This is a genomic window from Bacillus sp. SD088 (assembly GCF_017355205.1).
GTDB lineage: Bacteria > Bacillota > Bacilli > Bacillales > Bacillaceae_C > Lederbergia.
The window spans coordinates 104,319-125,106 of record NZ_JADIJK010000009.1; the positions used below are offsets into that span (position 1 = coordinate 104,319).

Consider the following 20,788-nt stretch of genomic DNA (forward strand, 5'->3'; position numbering starts at 1 on the left):
AAAATGAACAAAATCAAAGCACAGGGTCATCGATTTGTTGATGCAGATGGAAGAGAAATTTTGCTTCACGGGGTTAATATGGTTTGCAAAGATAAGAAATCTCATTATATTGGCGATTGGAGCGAGCAGGATTTTAAGCACTTAAAGAGCTGGGGCTTAAATGTAATTCGCTTAGGCGTAATTTGGGATGGTCTAGAGCCTGAGCCAAATGTATATCATGATGAGTATATTGAAAACCTTCGTCATTTCATTCATTTAGCACATCAGCAAGATATTTGGGTATTTTTGGATATGCATCAGGATTTATTTAGCTCTAGATTCGGAGATGGCGCTCCGGCTTGGGCCACTTTAACAGATGGAGAAAAATACGAGCCTGGCACGACTTGGAGTGATGCTTATCTATTTAATAAAGCTGTTCAAACTGCTTTTGACCATTTTTGGCATAACACTGCTGGCCCCATTGGCAAAGGGATTCAGGACCATTTTATCGATGCATGGAAATATCTCGTCCTGAAACTACATGTTGAACCGAATGTAATCGGTTACGACTTGATTAATGAGCCTTTTATTGGTCAAGCTGCAACTGATGTAATGGAAAAAATGATGAATCAATATGTAGAAATCTATCAATCTCAAAATGGAAGCATCGAACAAAAAGAAATCTTGGCTGCCTTTATCGATCCCGATCCAAAAGAAGATTACTTTTATTTTCTAGAGGATGTTGAAGCTTTTCAACAAGTCATCGATGCCCCTGCCGCGATTGTACAGAGATTTGAACAAGATATTTTATCGTCTTTTTATCAAAAAGCAGCAGATGCCATTCGCACAATTGATTCACAGAGAATCTTATTTTTGGAAACTAATTATTTTTCAAATTTGGGTATGAGTAGCATGATTCAACCTTTAATGAGTCAAAATGGAAAGAAAGAGAGTCAACAGGCATACGCCCCCCATGCCTATGATCTAGTCGTTGATACCGATCTCGCTCATACAGCCAATGATCGTCGTTTAGAGTTTATTTTTAAAAGACATGAACAGACGAAACAGCGTTTGGGAGTGCCCATGATTCTAGGAGAGTGGGGAGCTTTTTACAATCAGAATCATATGGCGCATATCGCTTTACACATAAAACGATTAATAGAACGCCATTTATGTAGTGATACGTATTGGGACTATACAGCAGATATGGATCAATATGCCCCATTTTCAAGTGTAAGACGTGCTTATCCGATGGCTGTTTCTGGAAGCTTATATCAATATCGCCATGAGGAAGAATTAGGAAGCTTTCAAATGAGGTGGAAAGAAAGCTTGAGTAAACCTACGATCCTTTATTTCCCAAATATCCAAGAAGTAGAACAAGCAACTGTTTCTTTATCACCAGTCGGTTCAAATTTCCTGATCCATCGATTAGCGGATTCGCCAGCAGGGTATTTGGAAATTCCTGCTACAGGGAACACAATTCGTCATTTAGTAATCACGAAAGGATAAGTAAATTAATATAGGGAAACGCATTCAAATAGAGGCTGAGACACCTTGAAAACGTTAAGCCCCAAGGACGACCATTCATTATCTTAGCGGAGGAAATATTCGGAGACTCCTGTCCTGCGGGAAGTGAGAGCTCGGCAAGACCCCGGAAGGCGAAGCCTGAGGAGACTTGCCACTCACCCGCGGAAAGCGAAGAATATTTCCGAAGCGGAGTATAGACACCTACTAGTTCGTTTTTTTCTTTATGAAAATACCATTATTCCAGCCTCTTCATTATAACATCATCCCATTGTGACAAGCTCTTTTTTCGAGCGGATGAAAAACATATAGCTTACCATTAAGAGGATCCCTGTGCCCACTAAAATCGCTGGAATCATAAAAATCTTTGGTGTATACCCTTGAATCCAAACAGGTAAGACATAACCAACTAACGAAGCCATTTGGAATAAAAAAACGTATAGACTTGAGCCAAAACCAATCTTTGTATGGAACATCCTTTGTACATACCCCATTGCTACCCCATAAAGCACAGAGACAAAAAAGGAATACAACGGTTGGACGAGGAAAAATACAAATAGAGGCGGACTTGAGCTATAAATCGTATACGTAATCGCCGCACAAACCCCACCAAGCACAAACACTCGTCTACTGCCAAATTTCATCGCCCAATAGCCCGCAAAGGTCATAAACAATAATTCAAAAACCGCTTGAATACTCCATAAATAAGACATTAGATAAGGTTTTTCGAATAAATCAACGATCACAAGTGGCAGGTATAATCCTCTTAAAGAGTCGGCGCACCCAAATAATAGTAGAGCAAGAAGCATAATAAGTGAAAAACGCTCACCTTTTGTCGTTTGGGTCCCTTCTCCCTCACCATGCTTATATTCCTTATAGAATAAAAGCAATAGAAATAAAAACAAATAACCTGATAGATTGCCAATCAACACACCTTTAAAATCAGCAAATATATATAGATTGGCTCCAATCAATAATCCCGTAAAAAAGCCAACACTCATCATTGCTCTTAACCAGATCTGAGCAATTTCAAAGATCTCGGGCGCTAGTTTGATAAAATGATTACGAGCCATCGCAAAGATTTGCCCCATAATCAGTCCTGATGGTGCAACAGTAATAATCATGCCAATTAAGGCTTGGGTAAAAGTATCCGCTTGCATATAGATCATTAGACCTGTCATGCAAAGCAGTAAAGCGATTAGGGGTAATGGCTTTTTCTGTTTCATCTTATCGCTCATCATCCCTACCAAAATGGTGATCAGCATATTTAACAAAACAGAAACTGAGAAAACAGTTGCGATTTCCCCTTTCGACAGCCCAATCCCTTCACTCATATAAATCGCGTTCATCGGCGATAGGATCCCTGTACCAATGCCATAAAGAAAAATCCCTAAGATTAAATACCATGCTCCTTGTATTTTCAAGAAATGACGGAAATCTTTAAAAATTTTCATGGACTCACCTTTTCTTCTCTTCCATAAGAATTGACACACAGTGCTCGGGGCGGAACATAATTAAGACGTTAAGCTCAGTAAGAGTTTGGCAAAAGACTGAGGAGACTCCCGTGGAGCGAGAGTATATCCCTCCTAGCCGTTCATTTTTTCATTGGTAAAACACTTATGTCCCAGCTTATATCTGTGCCTCCAGCTGCTGGACGACGTTTTCGGCTGTTTCAATCCCACTATTTATACAATCTGGAATTCCCACCCCAAAATAAGAACAGCCCGCAAGCTTAATGTTCGGATAAGTAGCAGCCAAAATCTTTTCAACTCGCTCAACAGTTTGTTGATGATCAATCTGATAGGTCGGCATATTTCCCATCCATTTTGTCACATTCGAGGTGACAGGGGTTGCTGTAATCTGCAAGCTTTTTTGAATATCTAATTGAGCGACTTCAATCAGCTCTGTTCCGGATAAATTTTTTATTGTTGAAAAGGCGGGATGACTGCTCTTGTAAAATAATCGTACAAGTAAATTTCCTTGTCGAGAGGTATGATCCCATTTCCGACTGGTCCACGTACAAGCATTACAAGATAGTTCCTTATTATTCGCTGTAATAAAGCCTGTTCCCTCTTCTGGTAAAAGATCATCCGGTAAATCATACCCCATATACACACTGATTAGGGAGCTGGTTTTAAATGAAGCAAATTCTTGCCCAATGTCGGTTTCGCTAAATAAAGCCTGCGAAGCAGAAGCCGGAATAGCTGAAATGATATAATCTGCCTCAATTTCCTCATGATTGGTGAAAGCAATTCGATAGCGTTTGCCTTGCTTTTCAATCTGCTCGGCTTGAAAGGAAGTAAGAATCTCTACATCCTCCAATGACTGCCATATCGCTTCTATAAAAGTACCTAGGCCATTTTGGAAAGAAAGGAATTTTTTCTCCCCACTACTCTTAAAGTTTTCACGATGAACTTCAAGCCCCTTCATAATACTGCCATATTTTTCTTTATAATCAAGTAAATACGGCAAGGTAGAAGCAATTGACAAATCCTCCAATTTTCCGGAGTAAACGCCTGATAAAACAGGAGAAACTTGCTTTTCCACCATTTCATCCCCTAGATAATAACGCAGAAAATCACCTATGGAATCATCTTTTGTGAAAGTACGATCTTGTAAGTAAAAATCCTTTAACGCCTCCACTTTTCCAGCAGCAGATACTAAGGAACTATTCGCCAAAGATTCTATGGTAGCTGGTATCCCGAAAACAGAATCAGCCGGAATCGCCCCTAATTGACCATCCACATAAATAAAAGATTGGCCTGTTGCGTTATAGACCACTTCATCCTTTAAACCAAGCTCATCAATCCAATCCATTTCCGCCATTTTACGGGTCACAATTGAATCTGCCCCTGTTTCCATAATGAAATTATGATCTATTCTCGTACGAATTTTTCCTCCCAAGGACTCTTCCGCTTCCACTACAATCAATCGAACCCTTGCCCGCGAAGCCTTTTTCCATTTATGTAAAGAATATGCGGCAGATAAGCCTGTTATACCGCCACCCATAATCACAACCGTCTTCATCTCGTACACCTCATTAGCGTTGATTTTCTGCTATCAGTGTACCATATTCATCGATGAAATCAGATATTTAACGGTTTTTTAACGGAAACCCAAGGACGGCCCTCTGCCCAATGAACATTCAAACCTAACTTAAAGGTTTGAGATAATAGCTCATCTGTTAATACCGATTTTTTCGGCCCCTTTCCGACGATCTCTCCTTCTCGTAAGAGTAATACATGCGTGATTTCTTCGGTCAATTCCTCTATATGATGTGTGACATACACAACATGACATTGTTGTTGGGTGATCTCTTTGATCAACATTAAAATCTCTTCCCTTGATAAAATGTCGAGACCCGAACACGGCTCATCGATAATCAACAGTTTTGGATCATTGATTAAGGCTCTTGCGATTAACACTCTTCGTTTTTCTCCATGGGATAAGTAGCGATACTCCTTCCCTTTTAAGTAATCTAGACGGAACTTTGAGATGAGCGCATCCGCTTTTTCCCAGACTTCTAGCGGAACTTCTTGATACAATCCAATCGAAGCAAATTCACCACTCACCACAATTTCTTCAATCGTTTCAAAATCTAGTGTTTCCGAAAATCTTTCGAGTGAACTGCTGAATATCCCTAATTCATTACGTAAGTTAGGAATGTACGAATTGCCGAATTCGTACCCAAGAACGTTCACATCACCAGTCGTTGGAAATTGATAACCTGCTAAAATATTTAACAAGGAAGTTTTACCTGACCCATTTAAACCTAAAACAGCCCAATGCTCCCCTGCTTTTATCTCCCAATCAATTTGATTTAAAATTTTCCTGCCTTCTCTACGCCAGGAAACATCTTTTAAAGAAACCAATGTATTTTCCATCTTAAAACTCCCTTTCATTGACCAAGCTATTACGTAATAGTTCTCATTATAGCGAATTTACTAAGTTATTTGAAGAAAAACCTGTTGATATCATCAGCTTGGCTGCGGAGCAACGAAAGGAATCTGTGCTTCAACATTATTAAGTTAGAGAATGCGGCAATTCTTGGGCTCTTACGGAAGGGAAGGTGGGATCAGGAGAAGTTGCTACGTACACGAAATTCACTTGAATTCTTGGAAAATGGTTCATAGATGCTTTTACGTACTCATAATTCACTCGAAATCTCGAAAAGTGGTTCATAAACGCTTCTACGCATTCAAAACTCACTCGTATTCTTGGAAAGTGGTTCATAGATGCTTCTACGCACTCATCATTCACTCAAATTCTTGAAAAAGTGGTTCATAGATGCTTCTATGCACTTATAATTCACTCGTATTCTTCGAAATGGTTCATAGATGCTTTTACGTACTCATAATTCACTCGAAATCTCGAAAAGTGGTTCATAAACGCTTCTACGCATTCAAACTTCACTCGTATCCTTGGAAAGTGGTTCGGAGAATGATGCTACGTACTTAACGGAAAGGGTGTCCTTGAGAGTCGCTAAGAACTCGGAATTTCTCCGTTACTCTTATTACTGGCCCTCTATAAAGGCGAATTATTCTTAATCCCTCATAAAAAATCTCCCCTAAATGTTATTGATTTCCTAATCAATCTTATATAGAGGAGAATAGTTCATATGACCATCTTCATTTGGATAATGAAGAATTAGTTATTTTTATATCGTTCATAAGCCGCCTTTTGAATTTCCATGTATTCATCTAGCTTCATCTTTTCTACTTCTTTTACGTAATCATCCCATTTTGATAATGGTTCAGTACCTGTTATAAATTTATCCTGCATTTCATCGACATATTTATGGATATCCGCCTGTAAAGCAGAAAGTTTATTGTTTTCTTCAATAGTATACGTAAAATCCGGCCAAATTTCTTCCGGCATAAATGGTTCGAGCTTTTGAGCCGCTTCTATAGAGGATGGTAAGCTTTCTGCCCCTTTAAATGTCGCCTCTTTTACAAGACCCGGATATCCTCCACCAAGATAGGTAATATATTTGGCTAATTCTTGTTCCATTGTTAAACCATCAGCACTGTTTGTAATCTTATCTAAGTACTGCAAATCTCCATTTTCATCTACTTCATAGGTTTTGCCCTCGACCCCCATAAAAAATAATGTCGCGCCCTCCTCACTGTAGAAATAGTCCAACCATCTTAATGTCGCCGGGATATTTTCGTTTTCATTGGTGACCACAAAGCCACCCATATGAGCAAGTGGAGATGTTGCTCGATTAAATGCCTTGCCACCTGGTCCCTCAAGAGCAGAAGCGCCAACAAATTTTTTACCCATTTCTCCATAAACACTTTCAGTACTAGTAAAAACGGTACTACCGTATACCCCTTCAGCCCCTAGGGCATAGCTTTGGTTTGCGTCAATCGTAAAAATATTTTTCTGGATAAGTCCTTCGGAGTAGAGCTTATTTAAAAATGTCAATTCTTCTTTAAAACCATCCGAAATAGGATAAAACCGTAGTTCTCCAGTATCAGGATCTTGATCAAGATAAGAATGCTTATATCCCCTGTTGCCAACACCAAATGCCCCTTTCAGAGCATCTCTTAAACCGGTAATATTGCCTGCACCATAAGGAATTTCATCCTGTTTTCCATTCCCGTTCAAATCTGTTTCCTTCACTGCCTTTAAATAAGCATAAAAATCATCGATCGTTTCAGGCATTTTCATCTCTAATTGGTCTAACCAATCCTGTCTAATCCATAACTTATGCCCCATGATCACTGAAGTAAACTCAGGATCATAAATGGTTGGAATTGAATATATATTGCCATCAGGAAAGGTGGCACCTTTACGAATATCCGGGTATTGTTCCAACAGCGCTGTTAAATTGGGCATGTATTCTTCAATCAGATCATTCAACTTTACAAAGACTTCTTGTTGTCCATATTTTAATAAATCATCATTGGGGATGGCCATTGCATAAAACACATCAGGTAGTGTCCCGCCAGCCAAAGCAAGATTTCTTTTTTCTTCCCGACCGTCAGCGGCAACCAATTCCCAATCAATATGGATATTTGTCATTTCTTCATAGGTTTTCCAGAGCAAAGTTTCATTATAATCGTCCGCATTTTTGCTCCCTTTTCCTGCCATAAATTTAAGCGTAATCGGCTCATTCACAACTGGCATGCCAGATTCATTGAAATTCTCTAATCCTTCATCATCCCCTTCAGATGTTTGCGGTTCGGATGCTTGCTTTCCATTACATGCAGCTAAAACTAATATAAAGGACGTCAGTAACAATAAGATTATTTTTTTATATTTCAATATTGCCCCTCCTTATTTAGTAAAATATAATGTGAAACTGCGTCAGTACAACCTGATTTCGATTGGTTTATCCACGAATGCTGTATGGATCACCTCCTTCCATACTGATCTTTCTCACATCACATTCAAATGATCCGAGATGGTTTATTCCCCCTCGATCCAAATTGGTGAGGTAACGGCAAATTCTCCGTCATCCTGATAAATCTTCACAAAGTAATAGCGCTCCTTACATGGGAGGGAAAAAGTATCTTCCCATTCCTGCCTATCAATGTGAATAGTATGAAGAACACGCCCATGCTCCCCGTATATTTCTGCCTTAACCAAACGATGCCCAGTGTCCATTCCATATAAAGCCTTCATGTTAAACTCTAAGGTCTCTGAGCGTTTTATTTTAGAACCCATAATCGAGCCATTAATCTTAAACCAAACTTTCAAATGAAGGGCAGAAGTAAAATAAACTCGTTGATGCCTCACTGCGTCAAAGAAATCTGTTTGTGTCAGCTGGTCAACTAATACCGCTGTTCGAAGGGTATTCGCAGTACCCCACTGTCCATGATGATTGTCTTGATTACCTGCAGGAGACAAATGCCATCCCTTATCAAGAGCCATTACATAATAATAGAGACCCCCATTTTCCTTTGAGATGATCGGATTGACCTCTAATAAATGAAGGACTTCATCCAGTTCTGCATCATATGGCTCAAAACCATCCAAATGTCGATTTCCGCTCGACCACGGATGATTCCATTGATGAATTGAATCAGGATATTGCTTTATCGCTTCGTAGTAAACTGGAATTTCATTATATTTCGTTTCATATGCATTGATGAAGAATTCTAGATTAAAGGTATTCATATGACCGAACTGATTGTACCAAGTCGTTTCTGCACCAACTAGTGCAAGAAAAGCTCCTTCTTCGGTCTTCTTTTGGGCCATCAGCTGGATATCCTTCCATTTCCTGCTTTTGTCCCAATCAAGATAATGATCATAAAGATTGCTGTGTTCGGTAATTGCCAAGAAATCCAGACCGGCCGTATACCTCGCATAATCAAACGCATGCTCAGGGACCCCTTCCCCATCCGAAAAATCGGTATGACTATGTAAGTTGCCAAAATAGATTTTATACTCCCTTTTAAGCGGTGCTCGTAAAGCTTTTGATCTTGGTTTTGCTGGCGGTAATGCTGATTTTCTTACAAACGCTAACCAGTGAATCATTAATCTTTGTGAAGGTTCAGATTCCTTGATAATAAGGTAGACATCATGGACTCCAGTCAATAATGATGCATCTGAATGTTCAAGCTGACCACCTAAGATTGACCAAGCTTTCCATTGTCTAAAGAGAACGATTTCCCCGACTTTTTCACCATGCGCATCATCTACTCTTACTTCCATAGTGATCCGCTTGCTTTTGTCTGAATCGGTAAAACCAAAATACCCGCGGAGCTGATCCACACCATCCTTGGTAAAATCAATCCCACGATAAACTATATAGCTTTCAACACTCCCGCCTATCAGCACTTGTTCGGTTTGGCCTGACTCCAAATCGGAGACTTCGATCTCAGAAAATCCAAATACTTCATCATAAGCCATTGCTGGAATTTTATGAGGAGATACTTTACTAGGAACGAACTTTGATTCACTCACTTCTTGACCAAAAACCTTAAAATCATAAATTTGTGCAGACTCCCCGGACGAGCAATACGTAATTGTTACCCGAATATAGCGGGCTTTAAATAATACTTCATATTCTTCTCCACTGACAATTACAGTGTCATCCATTTTTTCAGCAACCGTCTGCCAATTCAGATTATCTTGGCTGTACTCGATAAAATAGTGAGTATAACTATTAATCTCTGTACTAGTACAAATAGTCATTCTGCTAATCTGGCAAGTTTGTAATAAATCAATCTTCCACCATTTATAATAAGGGGTGGCTGCCCAGCAAGTATCGCTTCTGCCATCAATCGCCTTTCCCGCTTCAAAACCAGCCATTTGTGCCTCTGCAGTTGCTCTTTTTCCTTCGCTCACCAAAACGAGTTCTTGCAAAACTTTATTTTGGTCATTACTAATCATTTGTTCACACCCTTTTTAAAAATTGTTTATTAGAAACACGGATCATATGATTCTGTGATCCAGCCCCTCTTAGTAACCGTTTACATTCCGCGTGTAAAATATACTTCCTCAGAAATTTTTTCCATTTCAACAAGGAAGCACTCACTTATAACCTAACTAAGGTACTCAGCATTCCTAACTCATTGTATCCTGTTTTACACGCTCAAAATTTGCTTTCTTTTTCAAGGTTTGCTTGTATTTATATTTATATTTCTCACTGCGAATATAACTTTCACAGTATTCAATACAGCGATTTTTTGCCATAGTTAACCTAGTAAGGTAAAAGACGGCAGCATTTTTCTGTAAGTGAAGCAGCTCTGCAATTTCATCGGGACAATTTATAGCAGTTGCTTCGACTTCTGCATTTTCAGCGATTAATCCCGAATGTCGGAAAATGGTAGGATATAAACCCTCTTTCTCAATCTGTTCTTCCGTTGTATCCTCCATAATGGAATAGGGGATATAAGCACGCTCCCAAGCAAACAATTCATCATCAATAAATCGCAGACGGATAAGCTCATAAGCTTTTTCATTAGCAGATATTCCAAAATTTTGTTGTAAAAATGTGGTGGAATTAAGTAAGCGGAAACTCAGAATTTGAAATTTTGACTCTAGGCCCTCCTTCTCTATTTCCTCAGACAAGCTATAAGTACTTGTCAACTCATGTTTAAATTCAGGCAACGCTACAAATGTACCTTTTCCTCGTTTCCGTATTAAATAGCCTTCTTGAGCTAAGTCCTTTAGAACCTCTCGTACAGTCATACGGCTAACACCGTATTCCTCACACAATTCCCTTTCACTCGGAATTTGGGTGCTTGGTGGCCAAATTCCTTCCGTGATTTTCTCAAGTAATTTATTTCGCAATTGATATTGCAAACTAACCGGTAAAGTATCATCTAGCACGTTTATTCCTCCAGAAATAATCATTTTCTTTTTGACAGTATGGGGATTTTTACATGTTAAATAAATATCTCTCTTAGTGGTTATAACATTATATTATAATAACAGGAAAGTCAATATATAATTTTCAAAAAATTGTCAGCATGTAGAAAGATCAAGAAGAACGAAATCTTCAAGTAATTCTAAAACGGGTGCATAGAGGTCGACAGGACACCCTTGCGTTTTTCAACCTTCGCCCACTTAACCATATAGCCTGGCGAAACCCCTCAACCTTCTCTCGATTTAACTTCGAAAAGCTGCTACGCTCCCGAATTCTACTTGAAATTTGTCAAAGTCGTTCATAGGAAGTAGATAGCAACCTGAAGCTAGGAAACTTCACAGAAAAGGTGTTCCTAGAAGAGGTCTAAGAACACCAAAAAAAGACAACTTTATAGATTTCTTTTCAAGAATATCCCTTACGCTGATTCCCAGAAACGCCTTATATTGTCCAAACCAATTTTTGTCGCTTCTTTACATTCTTCCATACCTTCAAATTCTAGTGAGACGTAGCCATCATAGCCCGAATCTTTAATGAGTTTTACGATTTTCCGAATGTTAACATCTCCCTGGCCAACAATCGCCCCTCTTAAATAATTGCCATTTGCGGATGTAAACCATTTGCCTCCACCAGGTTTTTCGTCATAAGGACGGATATAGAAGTCTTTAAAATGAATAAAGGAGGCAAATGGTAAATTCTTTTTCACACCTACGATTGGATCTTCATCTACACATAGGAAATTCCCAACATCCAATGTCGTATTGAAATTAGAACGATTGGCTTCCAAAATTACTCTCTGAACTCTGTCGCTGTGCTGTACACATTGTCCGTGATTTTCAATGGTTGTCGTAATGCCGAATTGAGCAGCATAATCGGCAATTTTCCGACTACCTTCTACCATTAGATTCAGATTCTCTTCAAACCATTTAATCGTAATTTTTTCTGGTGGAAGAGTAAAAGCTGTTACATCATGGCGCATATGTTTGATTCCCATATGATGACACAAATCAACATGCTCTTTAATTCTCGCTACTTCCTGATCAAAGGCTTCTTCGGTTTCTTGAACAAAGTTTGCCGGCAAACAATAATTGGATAATTCAATGCCAGCCTCCTTCGCTCTGTTGCAAACAGCATCAGCAAGCGCGGGATTATCGACAAGTGTAAAGCCATAAGGGACAATTTCCATATGTTCCCCTCCATGATCTGCAATCCAATCTACAACATCCAGTACAGTCATTTCGCCTTTTCTAATGGCACCTAATAGACTATACGTGCTTAAACCTAATTTCATACTTTTCCATCCTTTCTCTTAGGTAACATTTACTATCTCTATCATTCTATGACTGTATTATTCTGATCATGATCGATTGCTATTACGAATCCGAACTGTTTTTGCTTTTTTAAAAAAGGATTGGTTGGCGAAAGATTAGTTATTTTTATATCTTTCCAAGGCGTTTTGTTGGATTTCCATATATTCGTCTAATCTCATTTTCTTCACCTTATCTACATAATTATCCCAATTCGATAATGGTTCAGCACCAGTAATAAATTTATCTCGCATTTCGTCAACATATTTATGGATATCCGCTTGTAATCCAATTAATTTATTATTTTCTTCTACTGTAAAGGTGAATCTTGGCCAAATTTCATCAGGCAAATAGGGGCTTAATGCTTCAGCTGTTTCAAGAGAGGCGGGTAAAGTTTCTGCACCTTTAAATGTTGCTTCTCTAACAATCCCCGGATACCCTATGCCTAGCCAAATGATATATTTAGACAATTCTTGTTCCATTGTTAAACCGTCTGAACTATTTGTGATCTTATCCAAATATTGAAGTTCTCCATTCTCATCAACTTCAAAGGTTTCTCCTTCTACGCCCATGAAGAACAGTTTGGCACCTTCCTCACTATAGAAATAGTCCATCCATCTCAGAGTGGCAGGGATGTTCTTATTGGCATTTGTGACAACGAAGCCCCCCATAGAGGACAACGGGGAATTCATCTGGTTAAATGCCTTGCCATTAGGACCTTCTAGTGCAGGGAGTCCGACGAAATTCTCACCTGCTTTTTTTCCATAAATGGTTTCTGGGCTTGAAATAAAGGTACTTCCATATAATCCTTCCGCCCCCATACCATAACTGGCATTAGCATCAATGGTATAGATATTTTTCTGAATTAAGCCTTCAGAATAAAGTTTATTTGTAAATTCAAGCATTTCCTTATATCCATCTGAAATAGGGAAAAAGCGCAATTCATCTATTTCAGGATCGACATCAAGATATAAATGCTTAAGCCCTCGATTTCCAACACCGAACGGCCCTTTTAAAAATCCAATTAAACCATCCATATTGGTTGCACCATAAGGAATTTCATCATTCTTTCCGTTTCCATTAAGATCCGTTGCTTTCACGGCCTTTAAGTATTCATAAAAATCATCGATTGTCTGTGGAATATCCATATCTAGCTGCTCAAGCCAGTCTTTCCTAATCCATGGTTTGCCAATCGTTAAAACGGAAGTAAATTCCGGATCATAGATCGTTGGAATTGAATAGATATTGCCATCAGGAAATGTGATTCCCTTGCGAATTTCAGGATACTCTTCCAACAAAGCAGTCAAATTTGGCATATACTCTGTAATTAAATCATTCATTTTTGGAAAAACACCTTGCTGACCATATTTAAGCAAATCCTCATTTGGTAAAACCATTGCATAAAATACATCAGGCAATGTCCCCCCAGCAAGGGTTAGGTTTCTTTTCTCCTCTAAACCATCATTGGGAACCAGTTCCCATTCAATATGAATATTGGACATCTCCTCATATGTTTGCCATATGAGCGTGTCATTGTAATCATTAGCCGATAGCGGAGATTGTCCTGACATGAACTTGAGCGTAATCTTATCATTGACAACAGGCATTCCATCTTTATTGAAGTTTTCCAATTGACCTTCATCAATTTCCGATTCTTTTGTTTTCTCTTTTTGATCACTACACGCTACTAAAATAAATAAACTAGATAACATAATGAAAAGTAAATTTTTTTTAATCCCCCTCAATGCTACCCCCTCCATTTTCCCTTTTTATGCCCATCGCTTTCTCTGCTATTATATGCGCGCGTGAGGATAAAAAGGACAATGTTCAGCATAGAAAAAATTTAAGAATCTAGTTGATAGCTCCTATCACCACTGTTTTTGAATCATTTTATTATTAAGAAGGGATTCTATTATAAAACTAAAAACGATTGATTTTTCGATATTCCGAAGGGCGGATCTCCATATGCTTATTGAATATACGGCTGAGGTAATATCCGCTTTCATATCCACATTCATGAGCAATCGTATCTAGATTCCAATCTGTTTCCAATAATAAGTTAGCCGCCTTTTTTAAGCGGATAGATGTTAGATACTGTACAGGGGTCATATGATAGACTTTTTTGAAACTACGTATCAACTGTACAGATGTGAGTTGAAACTTCGTGGCCACATTCTTGATTTCGATCGAGTGATGGGCGTGCTCTTCTAGGTATGCAAGGATTTGTTCTAGTACAGGGTGCCGTTCCTCCAAAGACTTATGGATCATGCTCATCCACAAGTCATGAAAATAATGCTGCTTTAACTCATATACATCTGAGAGAAGATGTAGTTTTCGCAGCTGTTGATAATTTTCAAATAAACGTGTAGTAGGTGGTATAAATAGTTTCTGCTCTTTTTCCTGCAGCATGTCTTGCAAGGATCCTGTTTCGTGATACGAAAAATTAAAAGAAATGGCATGAAAGCTTAAAGGGGTTTGGATTTTGCGATGAAAGGCAACCTGAGGGGGACAAATTACAACATCCCCTTTTTTTGCATACCCTTCAGATTGGTGAATTCGATATGTAAAATCACCTTCTTCGATGGCGAATAAAATCCACGTCAAATAGGTATCTTGTTTCAACAGAAAATGTTCCTTTTTATGCCAAAACACATGATTAACCAATTTCGGTAATCGTATGGATGCATTCATTTTTATCTACCTTCTTCTTATATGAAATTTTAGATATGATAAAGTTAATCCTGTGCATTTCAACGATATTTGATTTCCTATATTCTGTTATTAAGGATATTCAACGATATTATATCATAGCTAACTAGCATTTGTAGTGGAGGTGATAGTTTTTATATCGTCAATTCGTAATCGCTTTCAAAATTTGCAATATCACTTAGTTTAGAACCGTTGAGATTTTCGTTCCATGCGTGGTGCTCATGATTGACTTGAAGATTGTTTTAAAAAAATGGTTACAAAAGGGAGGAACAACTTTGATAAAGAAAAAGTGGTTAGTTCTAGTTTTGCTGTCTTTTATGTTGATTTTAGCAGCGTGTAGTGACAAAGAAACTTCAGCACCTGAAGGCCAGGAATTGGATGACGAAGCTTTAGAAAATTTTAATGAGTCGGATATGCCCATTGTAAATGATCCGATTACAATTAATATTATGGCTGGGAAATATGCCTCGAATTCTGATAACTACAATGAACTGCTTGTATGGAAAACGTATGAAGAAATGACGAACATTCATATTAATTGGACTTTAGTTCCTTTTGAAGGTCGAGAGGAAAAAAGGAATTTAGCACTTGCGGGCGGCACATTGCCTGAAGTTTTTTATACAATGGCCATGCCCAATCAAGATTTATTAAAATATGGCGAGCAAGGGGTATTTGTAAAATTGAATGATCTTATTGATAAATATATGCCAAACCTTACAGCCCTGTTCGAGCAGTATCCTGAAATAAAGCAGGGTGCTACTTTCCCAGATGGCAATATTTATGGTCTTCCAACGATCTACGATCCCCAGTTCACATCCGTTCTACTAGGTTCTAAAGGATGGATACGACAGGACTGGCTTGAGCAACTAGAAATGGATATGCCTGAAACCATTGATGATTTTTATAACTATCTAAAGGCAGTAAAAGAAACGGATCTTAATGAAAATGGGAAGAATGATGAAGTTCCTTACGGTGCAACAGAGATTTCTGGACTACGAGATATTTTAAAGGGAGCATTTGGGATCGGCAATAAAGGTTCAAAGCAGCCATATCTGGATGAAGATCCTGATACAGGAGAATTACGTTTTTACCCGATTTCTGATGGTTACAAAGAATTATTGACGTACTTAAATAAACTTTACTCCGAAGGATTAATTCAAGAAAATATCTATAGTATTGATAGGAACCAAAGCTATGGAATGGGGACAGAAGGATTATATGGAAGTACGGTATCCTCGAGTCCGATCACGGCCTATGGAGATGAGATGGGGAAAAATTTCGTCGGACTTCCAGCACTTGAGGGGCCGGCTGGAAAGCAATATAACAAAGTGGGGACGCCCTTATCTGGAATGGGAGGATTTGTCATTACAAATGAGAATAAAAATATTCCCGCTACCTTAAGATGGATGGATTATTTCTATAGTGAAGAAGGGGCTGAACTGTTCTTTATGGGGAAAGAAGGAGAAACCTTTGAGGTGGATGAAAATGGCGATTTGCAGTACCTAGATAAAATTACCGATAGTCCTGATGGATTGTCAATGGCGCAAGAAATAGCCAATTACTTCACTTGGAGTGGTGGCGGGTACCCTGGGATTGTAAAAGAAAGGACATTTAATGGTGCTGAAACCTTACCTGAATCTCTTGAGGCAACTGAAAAGCTTGAAGCAAATCTATTAGATGAAATTTGGCCAAATTTTACCTATACGGTTGAAGAAAATAATGAATTATCTAGCTTACAATCAGATATTCATAAATATGTGAATGAAATGCAGGATAAATTTATCACAGGTAATGAACCTCTTTCAAAGTGGGATGATTATATAAAGAGAATAGAAACAATGAATTTAGAGAAGTATATGGAAATTCAAAACGATGCTTATAATCGCTATAAAAATAATTAAGGGAACGAATAATGAGGCTGGGACAAAAGTGTTTTCACTCAAGACAAAACCGAACTACTAGTGCATATACCCCGCTCCGGAAATATACTTCACTTTCCGCGGGCGGCTGGTGAGCTTCCTCGTGCTGTCGCACTCCGGGATCTCACCGATGCCTTTGTTCCCGCAGGAGTCTTCGTATATTTTCTACGCTAAGACAATTCATTGTTCGTCTTTGGAGGTTAGCACTTTAGTTTTATCCCAGCCTCATTAAATTTGTATTTTATTCACAAAAAATTTCGATTAACCTCGCATGATCCAACCCATTGGTTTTTATGCCTTCGATCCTTAGCTTTTTTATCTGTTCAAGTCGAACTGGAAAACGAAGCAAACGTTGATAATTATCCTTCACATCCGCAATTTCGGTCTTATTACCATCTACATCCTCCACAATCAGCTTAAAATCTTTCAACGTTTCAGCCTGTGGGCGTCCCCATTGCATACGTTTCTGCAACCAATCAAGGTGGGCCAATGTTAGCCAACGGTGGAGCCCAGAGTCAAGTACAAGTGAAATATTCACTAGATTTACTGGCTGACCCCAGTTTAACTCCATCCAAGGATTCTCATCTTGCGGATCTGACATCCAGCGATGCGTACTTACAAAAGTCAAATCTGGTCGTACACCAGATGGACCGTGAACAGAGCGAGTGTGTCCGTCTACCACATTGGCCGCATGGCCATTTTTCTGTTCAGATGATGCTGTAATAGTAGCATCTCTGGCAAGGTTTTTCTCAAGCACGAAACCTGGAAGAAAAGCCCCTTGTTTTAGCAACTCCTGTTGTGCTTCTTTTACAATATTTCGATTGGTCCAAGCGTCCTTGAACGATACTTTACGGTTGTACTGATGTCGAATAGCGATGCCGGCAAATGTACCTAACCCCTGCCCCATCACGGCACAAGTTCCCATAACTCTCGTACTTGAGAAAGCAATATGGGTAGCAGAAAGATTGCGTCCTGCAAACATCAGATTGGAAATATTCTTGCTAATCATGGAACGCAAAGGAATGCTATAAAGATAGGGAGTATATGGCTGATTGCACGGTTTTTCATCCTTTTCATCGATTCCTTTGGGCGGATGAGTATCCATCGACCAACCTCCATAGGCAACAGTATCCTCAAAAGGTACAGCATCTTGAAGGTCATTTTGCGTAAGTACATGCTGGCCAATGAATCTTCTGGACTCCCTTTTTCCTGGAAGAAATCCAAACCAGTCCAATGCCCAATTTTCCGATTCCGGATGATTTCCACTATTTTTAATATGATCCCAGACACCAAGCATGATGGCTAACAATGTATCCCGAATTTCCTCATTATCTTTAATCGTATCCATTGTTCCACCAAATTCCACCCACCAATAGCCATATTCCCACGAGGAATGATTACGGAATTTCAAATCTTCTTCTGTAAATTTCCTTGCCCATTCCGGTGCGACAAAAGGCATGGGGCGACCCATATCTCTTGATGTGAATAGGAGTGATGATCCAAGTCTGTGGGCATCCCTATTTCGATTGGCGGCATTTTCTCCATATTCATGTGACGCCTCCCGTCCTGTCGTAAATTCAGCCCCTGCTTCAAAGCCCAATCTGCCGTCTCCTGTACAGTCCACAAAAATATTCGCAGTGATTATAAAATGATCCTCGGTACTTTCTCTCACCGCACGTGCAGATCGGATCGTATTCCCTTCCATCTCGGTCTCTACCACAGTCGTGTTTAACAGCAAAGTCAAGTTCGGCTCGGCGCGACATTTTTCATACAGAATCAAATCCAACATATTTGCACTGCGTTGTGGATTGCGAACAGAGCATTCCAACATAATTTCCTCTATTATCCCACTTTCTCTTCTTTCAGTTTCTAATTCAGTTCCTTTACTGGAAGACCCTGATATATTCATGCGAACTTCCGATGAAGCATTTCCTCCAAGAACTGGACGATCCTGACATAAAATCACATTAGCCCCGTTTCTTGCCGCCGCTAATGCAGCTGTTACTCCTGTCATTCCTCCTCCAGCAATAAGAATATCTGTTGCAAACTGTTTAGTATTGCGTTTGGTCATTACATTTATCCTCCTTCAGGCTAGGTTATAATATTATTGGATATCTTTAATAACAGCATATATGGAATATAACCCCTTTAAAATACATAGGATTTACATTTTCATATCCAAAATTTCACCTAATGAGGATAAGATCATTATCATCTCTCAATCGCTTCAATCTTTAGCTTCATATAATCCTCTAAGCCCATACGTTCAAGTGTTTTAACATACTCATCATATTTCGATAATGGTTCCGTTCCGACAATAAATTTGTCTCGCATTTCAACAACGTATTTTTCTATATCTGCACCAAATCCATTTAATTTGCTCGTTTCCTCATTAGTATGTCGAATAGACAGCCACGGTTCTTTGACCAAATCTGGTGCTAATAGGTCCGAAGATGCCATTTCATCTGGTTTGCTTTCTGCCCCTTGAAAGTATTTTAGAGTAGTCATGGACGGAAAGCCGCCACCAGGGAATGTTAAATATTTTGCCCACTCCTCCTCATTAGACAAGCCCTCCTTACTATTTAAAATATGATCCATGTAGACTGCTTCACCATTTTCATCTTTCTCATAGGTTTCACCTTCAATCCCCATGAAAAACAACAACAAACCTTCGTCACCATAAAAATGATCGATCCATCTTACAGTCGCTTCAGGATATTCATTCTCACTCGTGATTAGAAATGCACCTGGATTTAATACGGCATCAGAAAACGTCGTCCAGATTTTATCTCCATGTGGTCCTTCCAATTGAGGTAAACTGATATATTGACCACCTAGATTTTCTCCCATAATCTGCATTGGACTATACCAAATGATACTGCCATATTTTCCTTCTTTTTGGTTTGCTAGATATTGCATATGATCAATGGAATAGACATTTTGTTCGATCAATTCTTCGCTATATAATTTATGAAGATATTCAAGAAATTCTTTGTATTGTTCGGAAGCCGGCCAAAAACGATAGTTTCCACTTTCTGGATCTAGATCCATATATCCCCCACCGGATCCTTTATTCGCTAATCCAAATGCACCTCTTACATACGAAACTAGTGGATCAATATACGGGGCCCCATAAGGAATTTCATCTACTTCGCCCCCACTAGGCTCGCCTTCTTTAACCGCTTTCAAATATTGATAATATTCCTCTGTTGTTTTTGGAACATCCATATCAAGCGCCTCAAGCCAATCCTTCCGAACAAATGGTTTAGGGCCCATACGATATGAAAGAAACTCTGGATCTGCCATTTGTGGAAAACCATAGATATTTCCATCTGGCATCGTTACTGCTTCTCTAATTTCAGGATTTTCCTCCATCAATGCTTTGAAATTAGGTGCATATTCATCGATTAAATCATTAAGAGGAATGAATACACCTTGCTCTCCATATTTCATAATATCTGCGATAGGCATGGATGCACTATGAAAAGCATCTGGTAAGTTTCCACTTCCAAGGGCAAGATTTCTTTTTTCTTCAAGTCCTGAATGGGGAACCATTTTCCAAGTAATATTCATGTTTGTCATTTTCTCATACTCATTGAATACCATAATATCGTTCCAATTGGGATTTGTTGCGGGTGCTTGACCAGCGAAGATCTCGAGGTTTATTTCTTCATCCACAATTGGAAATCCTGTTTCATTTACGTTATTGTTTGCTCCTTCACTGCGAACTTTAACCTTACCATTTTGACTACAGGCCGTTAGAAGTACAAATAATAAAAGGGCTAAAAATAGGGTAATTTTATTCTGCAATTAATACTCCTCCAATTCATTATCTACCTCATGTCCTTATACTCTCATAATAAGGGGTTAAAAAGAGGCTAGTATAGCGAGACTTATCGGAATGTTAACGCCCCCCACTTAGTACTTCTTTGAAAGCTCATCCTCTTGAAGCGGGGGTCACACGGATGGTTGCACCGGGATAAAATAATAGAATTTATTTCTTAAACACCTATCTTCTTAGTTCAATAGAT

The 20,788-nt window shown here is 38.9% G+C and carries 13 protein-coding genes; 2 read left to right on the forward strand and 11 right to left on the reverse strand.

Features of this window, described 5'->3' with window-relative positions:
* The first annotated feature begins 3 nt into the window (after positions 1-3).
* A complete protein-coding gene (locus IPU53_RS09900; protein ID WP_207450306.1) occupies positions 4-1,488 on the forward strand; it encodes a cellulase family glycosylhydrolase in 1,485 nt (494 codons plus the stop codon).
* A 278-nt stretch (positions 1,489-1,766) separates the two neighbouring features.
* Here the strand turns inward: IPU53_RS09900 and IPU53_RS09905 are convergent, their stop codons facing one another.
* From IPU53_RS09905 to IPU53_RS09945, 9 genes are all read right to left on the reverse strand, one after another.
* Positions 1,767-2,957, reverse strand: a complete 1,191-nt coding sequence (locus IPU53_RS09905; protein ID WP_207450307.1) for an MFS transporter — start codon at positions 2,955-2,957, stop codon at positions 1,767-1,769.
* 175 nt (positions 2,958-3,132) lie between these two features.
* Entirely contained in the window at positions 3,133-4,530 is a 1,398-nt protein-coding gene (hemG, locus tag IPU53_RS09910) for a protoporphyrinogen oxidase (protein WP_207450309.1), read from the reverse strand.
* A gap of 59 nt (positions 4,531-4,589) precedes the next feature.
* Positions 4,590-5,387, reverse strand: a complete 798-nt coding sequence (locus tag IPU53_RS09915; protein ID WP_207450311.1) for an ABC transporter ATP-binding protein — start codon at positions 5,385-5,387, stop codon at positions 4,590-4,592.
* A 763-nt stretch (positions 5,388-6,150) separates the two neighbouring features.
* Positions 6,151-7,773, reverse strand: a complete 1,623-nt coding sequence (locus tag IPU53_RS09920; RefSeq protein WP_207450313.1) for an extracellular solute-binding protein — start codon at positions 7,771-7,773, stop codon at positions 6,151-6,153.
* Between the two features lie 144 nt (positions 7,774-7,917).
* Positions 7,918-9,846 carry a CehA/McbA family metallohydrolase gene (locus IPU53_RS09925; RefSeq protein ID WP_207450315.1) on the reverse strand — a complete coding sequence of 643 codons (1,929 nt, stop codon included), beginning with the start codon at positions 9,844-9,846 and terminating at the stop codon, positions 7,918-7,920.
* 174 nt (positions 9,847-10,020) lie between these two features.
* Positions 10,021-10,788: a GntR family transcriptional regulator gene (locus IPU53_RS09930; RefSeq protein WP_207450317.1), complete on the reverse strand. Its 768-nt coding sequence runs from the start codon at positions 10,786-10,788 to the stop codon at positions 10,021-10,023.
* Positions 10,789-11,240: 452 nt separating this feature from the next.
* Entirely contained in the window at positions 11,241-12,113 is an 873-nt protein-coding gene (locus IPU53_RS09935; protein WP_207450318.1) for a sugar phosphate isomerase/epimerase family protein, read from the reverse strand.
* 135 nt (positions 12,114-12,248) lie between these two features.
* Positions 12,249-13,874, reverse strand: a complete 1,626-nt coding sequence (locus IPU53_RS09940; RefSeq protein WP_242698204.1) for an extracellular solute-binding protein — start codon at positions 13,872-13,874, stop codon at positions 12,249-12,251.
* A gap of 175 nt (positions 13,875-14,049) precedes the next feature.
* Positions 14,050-14,820: an AraC family transcriptional regulator gene (locus IPU53_RS09945; RefSeq protein ID WP_207450320.1), complete on the reverse strand. Its 771-nt coding sequence runs from the start codon at positions 14,818-14,820 to the stop codon at positions 14,050-14,052.
* A gap of 293 nt (positions 14,821-15,113) precedes the next feature.
* Here IPU53_RS09945 and IPU53_RS09950 point away from each other — a divergent pair, with 293 nt between their 5' ends.
* The gene (locus tag IPU53_RS09950) at positions 15,114-16,739 is read left to right on the forward strand and encodes an extracellular solute-binding protein (RefSeq protein WP_242698205.1); all 1,626 of its coding nucleotides are present in this window, start codon (positions 15,114-15,116) and stop codon (positions 16,737-16,739) included.
* Between the two features lie 259 nt (positions 16,740-16,998).
* On the opposite strand, the gene IPU53_RS09955 is transcribed toward IPU53_RS09950, so the two are convergent.
* Positions 16,999-18,828 carry an FAD-dependent oxidoreductase gene (locus IPU53_RS09955; protein WP_207450322.1) on the reverse strand — a complete coding sequence of 610 codons (1,830 nt, stop codon included), beginning with the start codon at positions 18,826-18,828 and terminating at the stop codon, positions 16,999-17,001.
* Between the two features lie 140 nt (positions 18,829-18,968).
* Complete coding sequence (locus IPU53_RS09960) at positions 18,969-20,567, reverse strand: extracellular solute-binding protein (RefSeq protein WP_207450323.1); 1,599 nt, start codon at positions 20,565-20,567, stop codon at positions 18,969-18,971.
* Positions 20,568-20,788 lie beyond the last annotated feature (221 nt).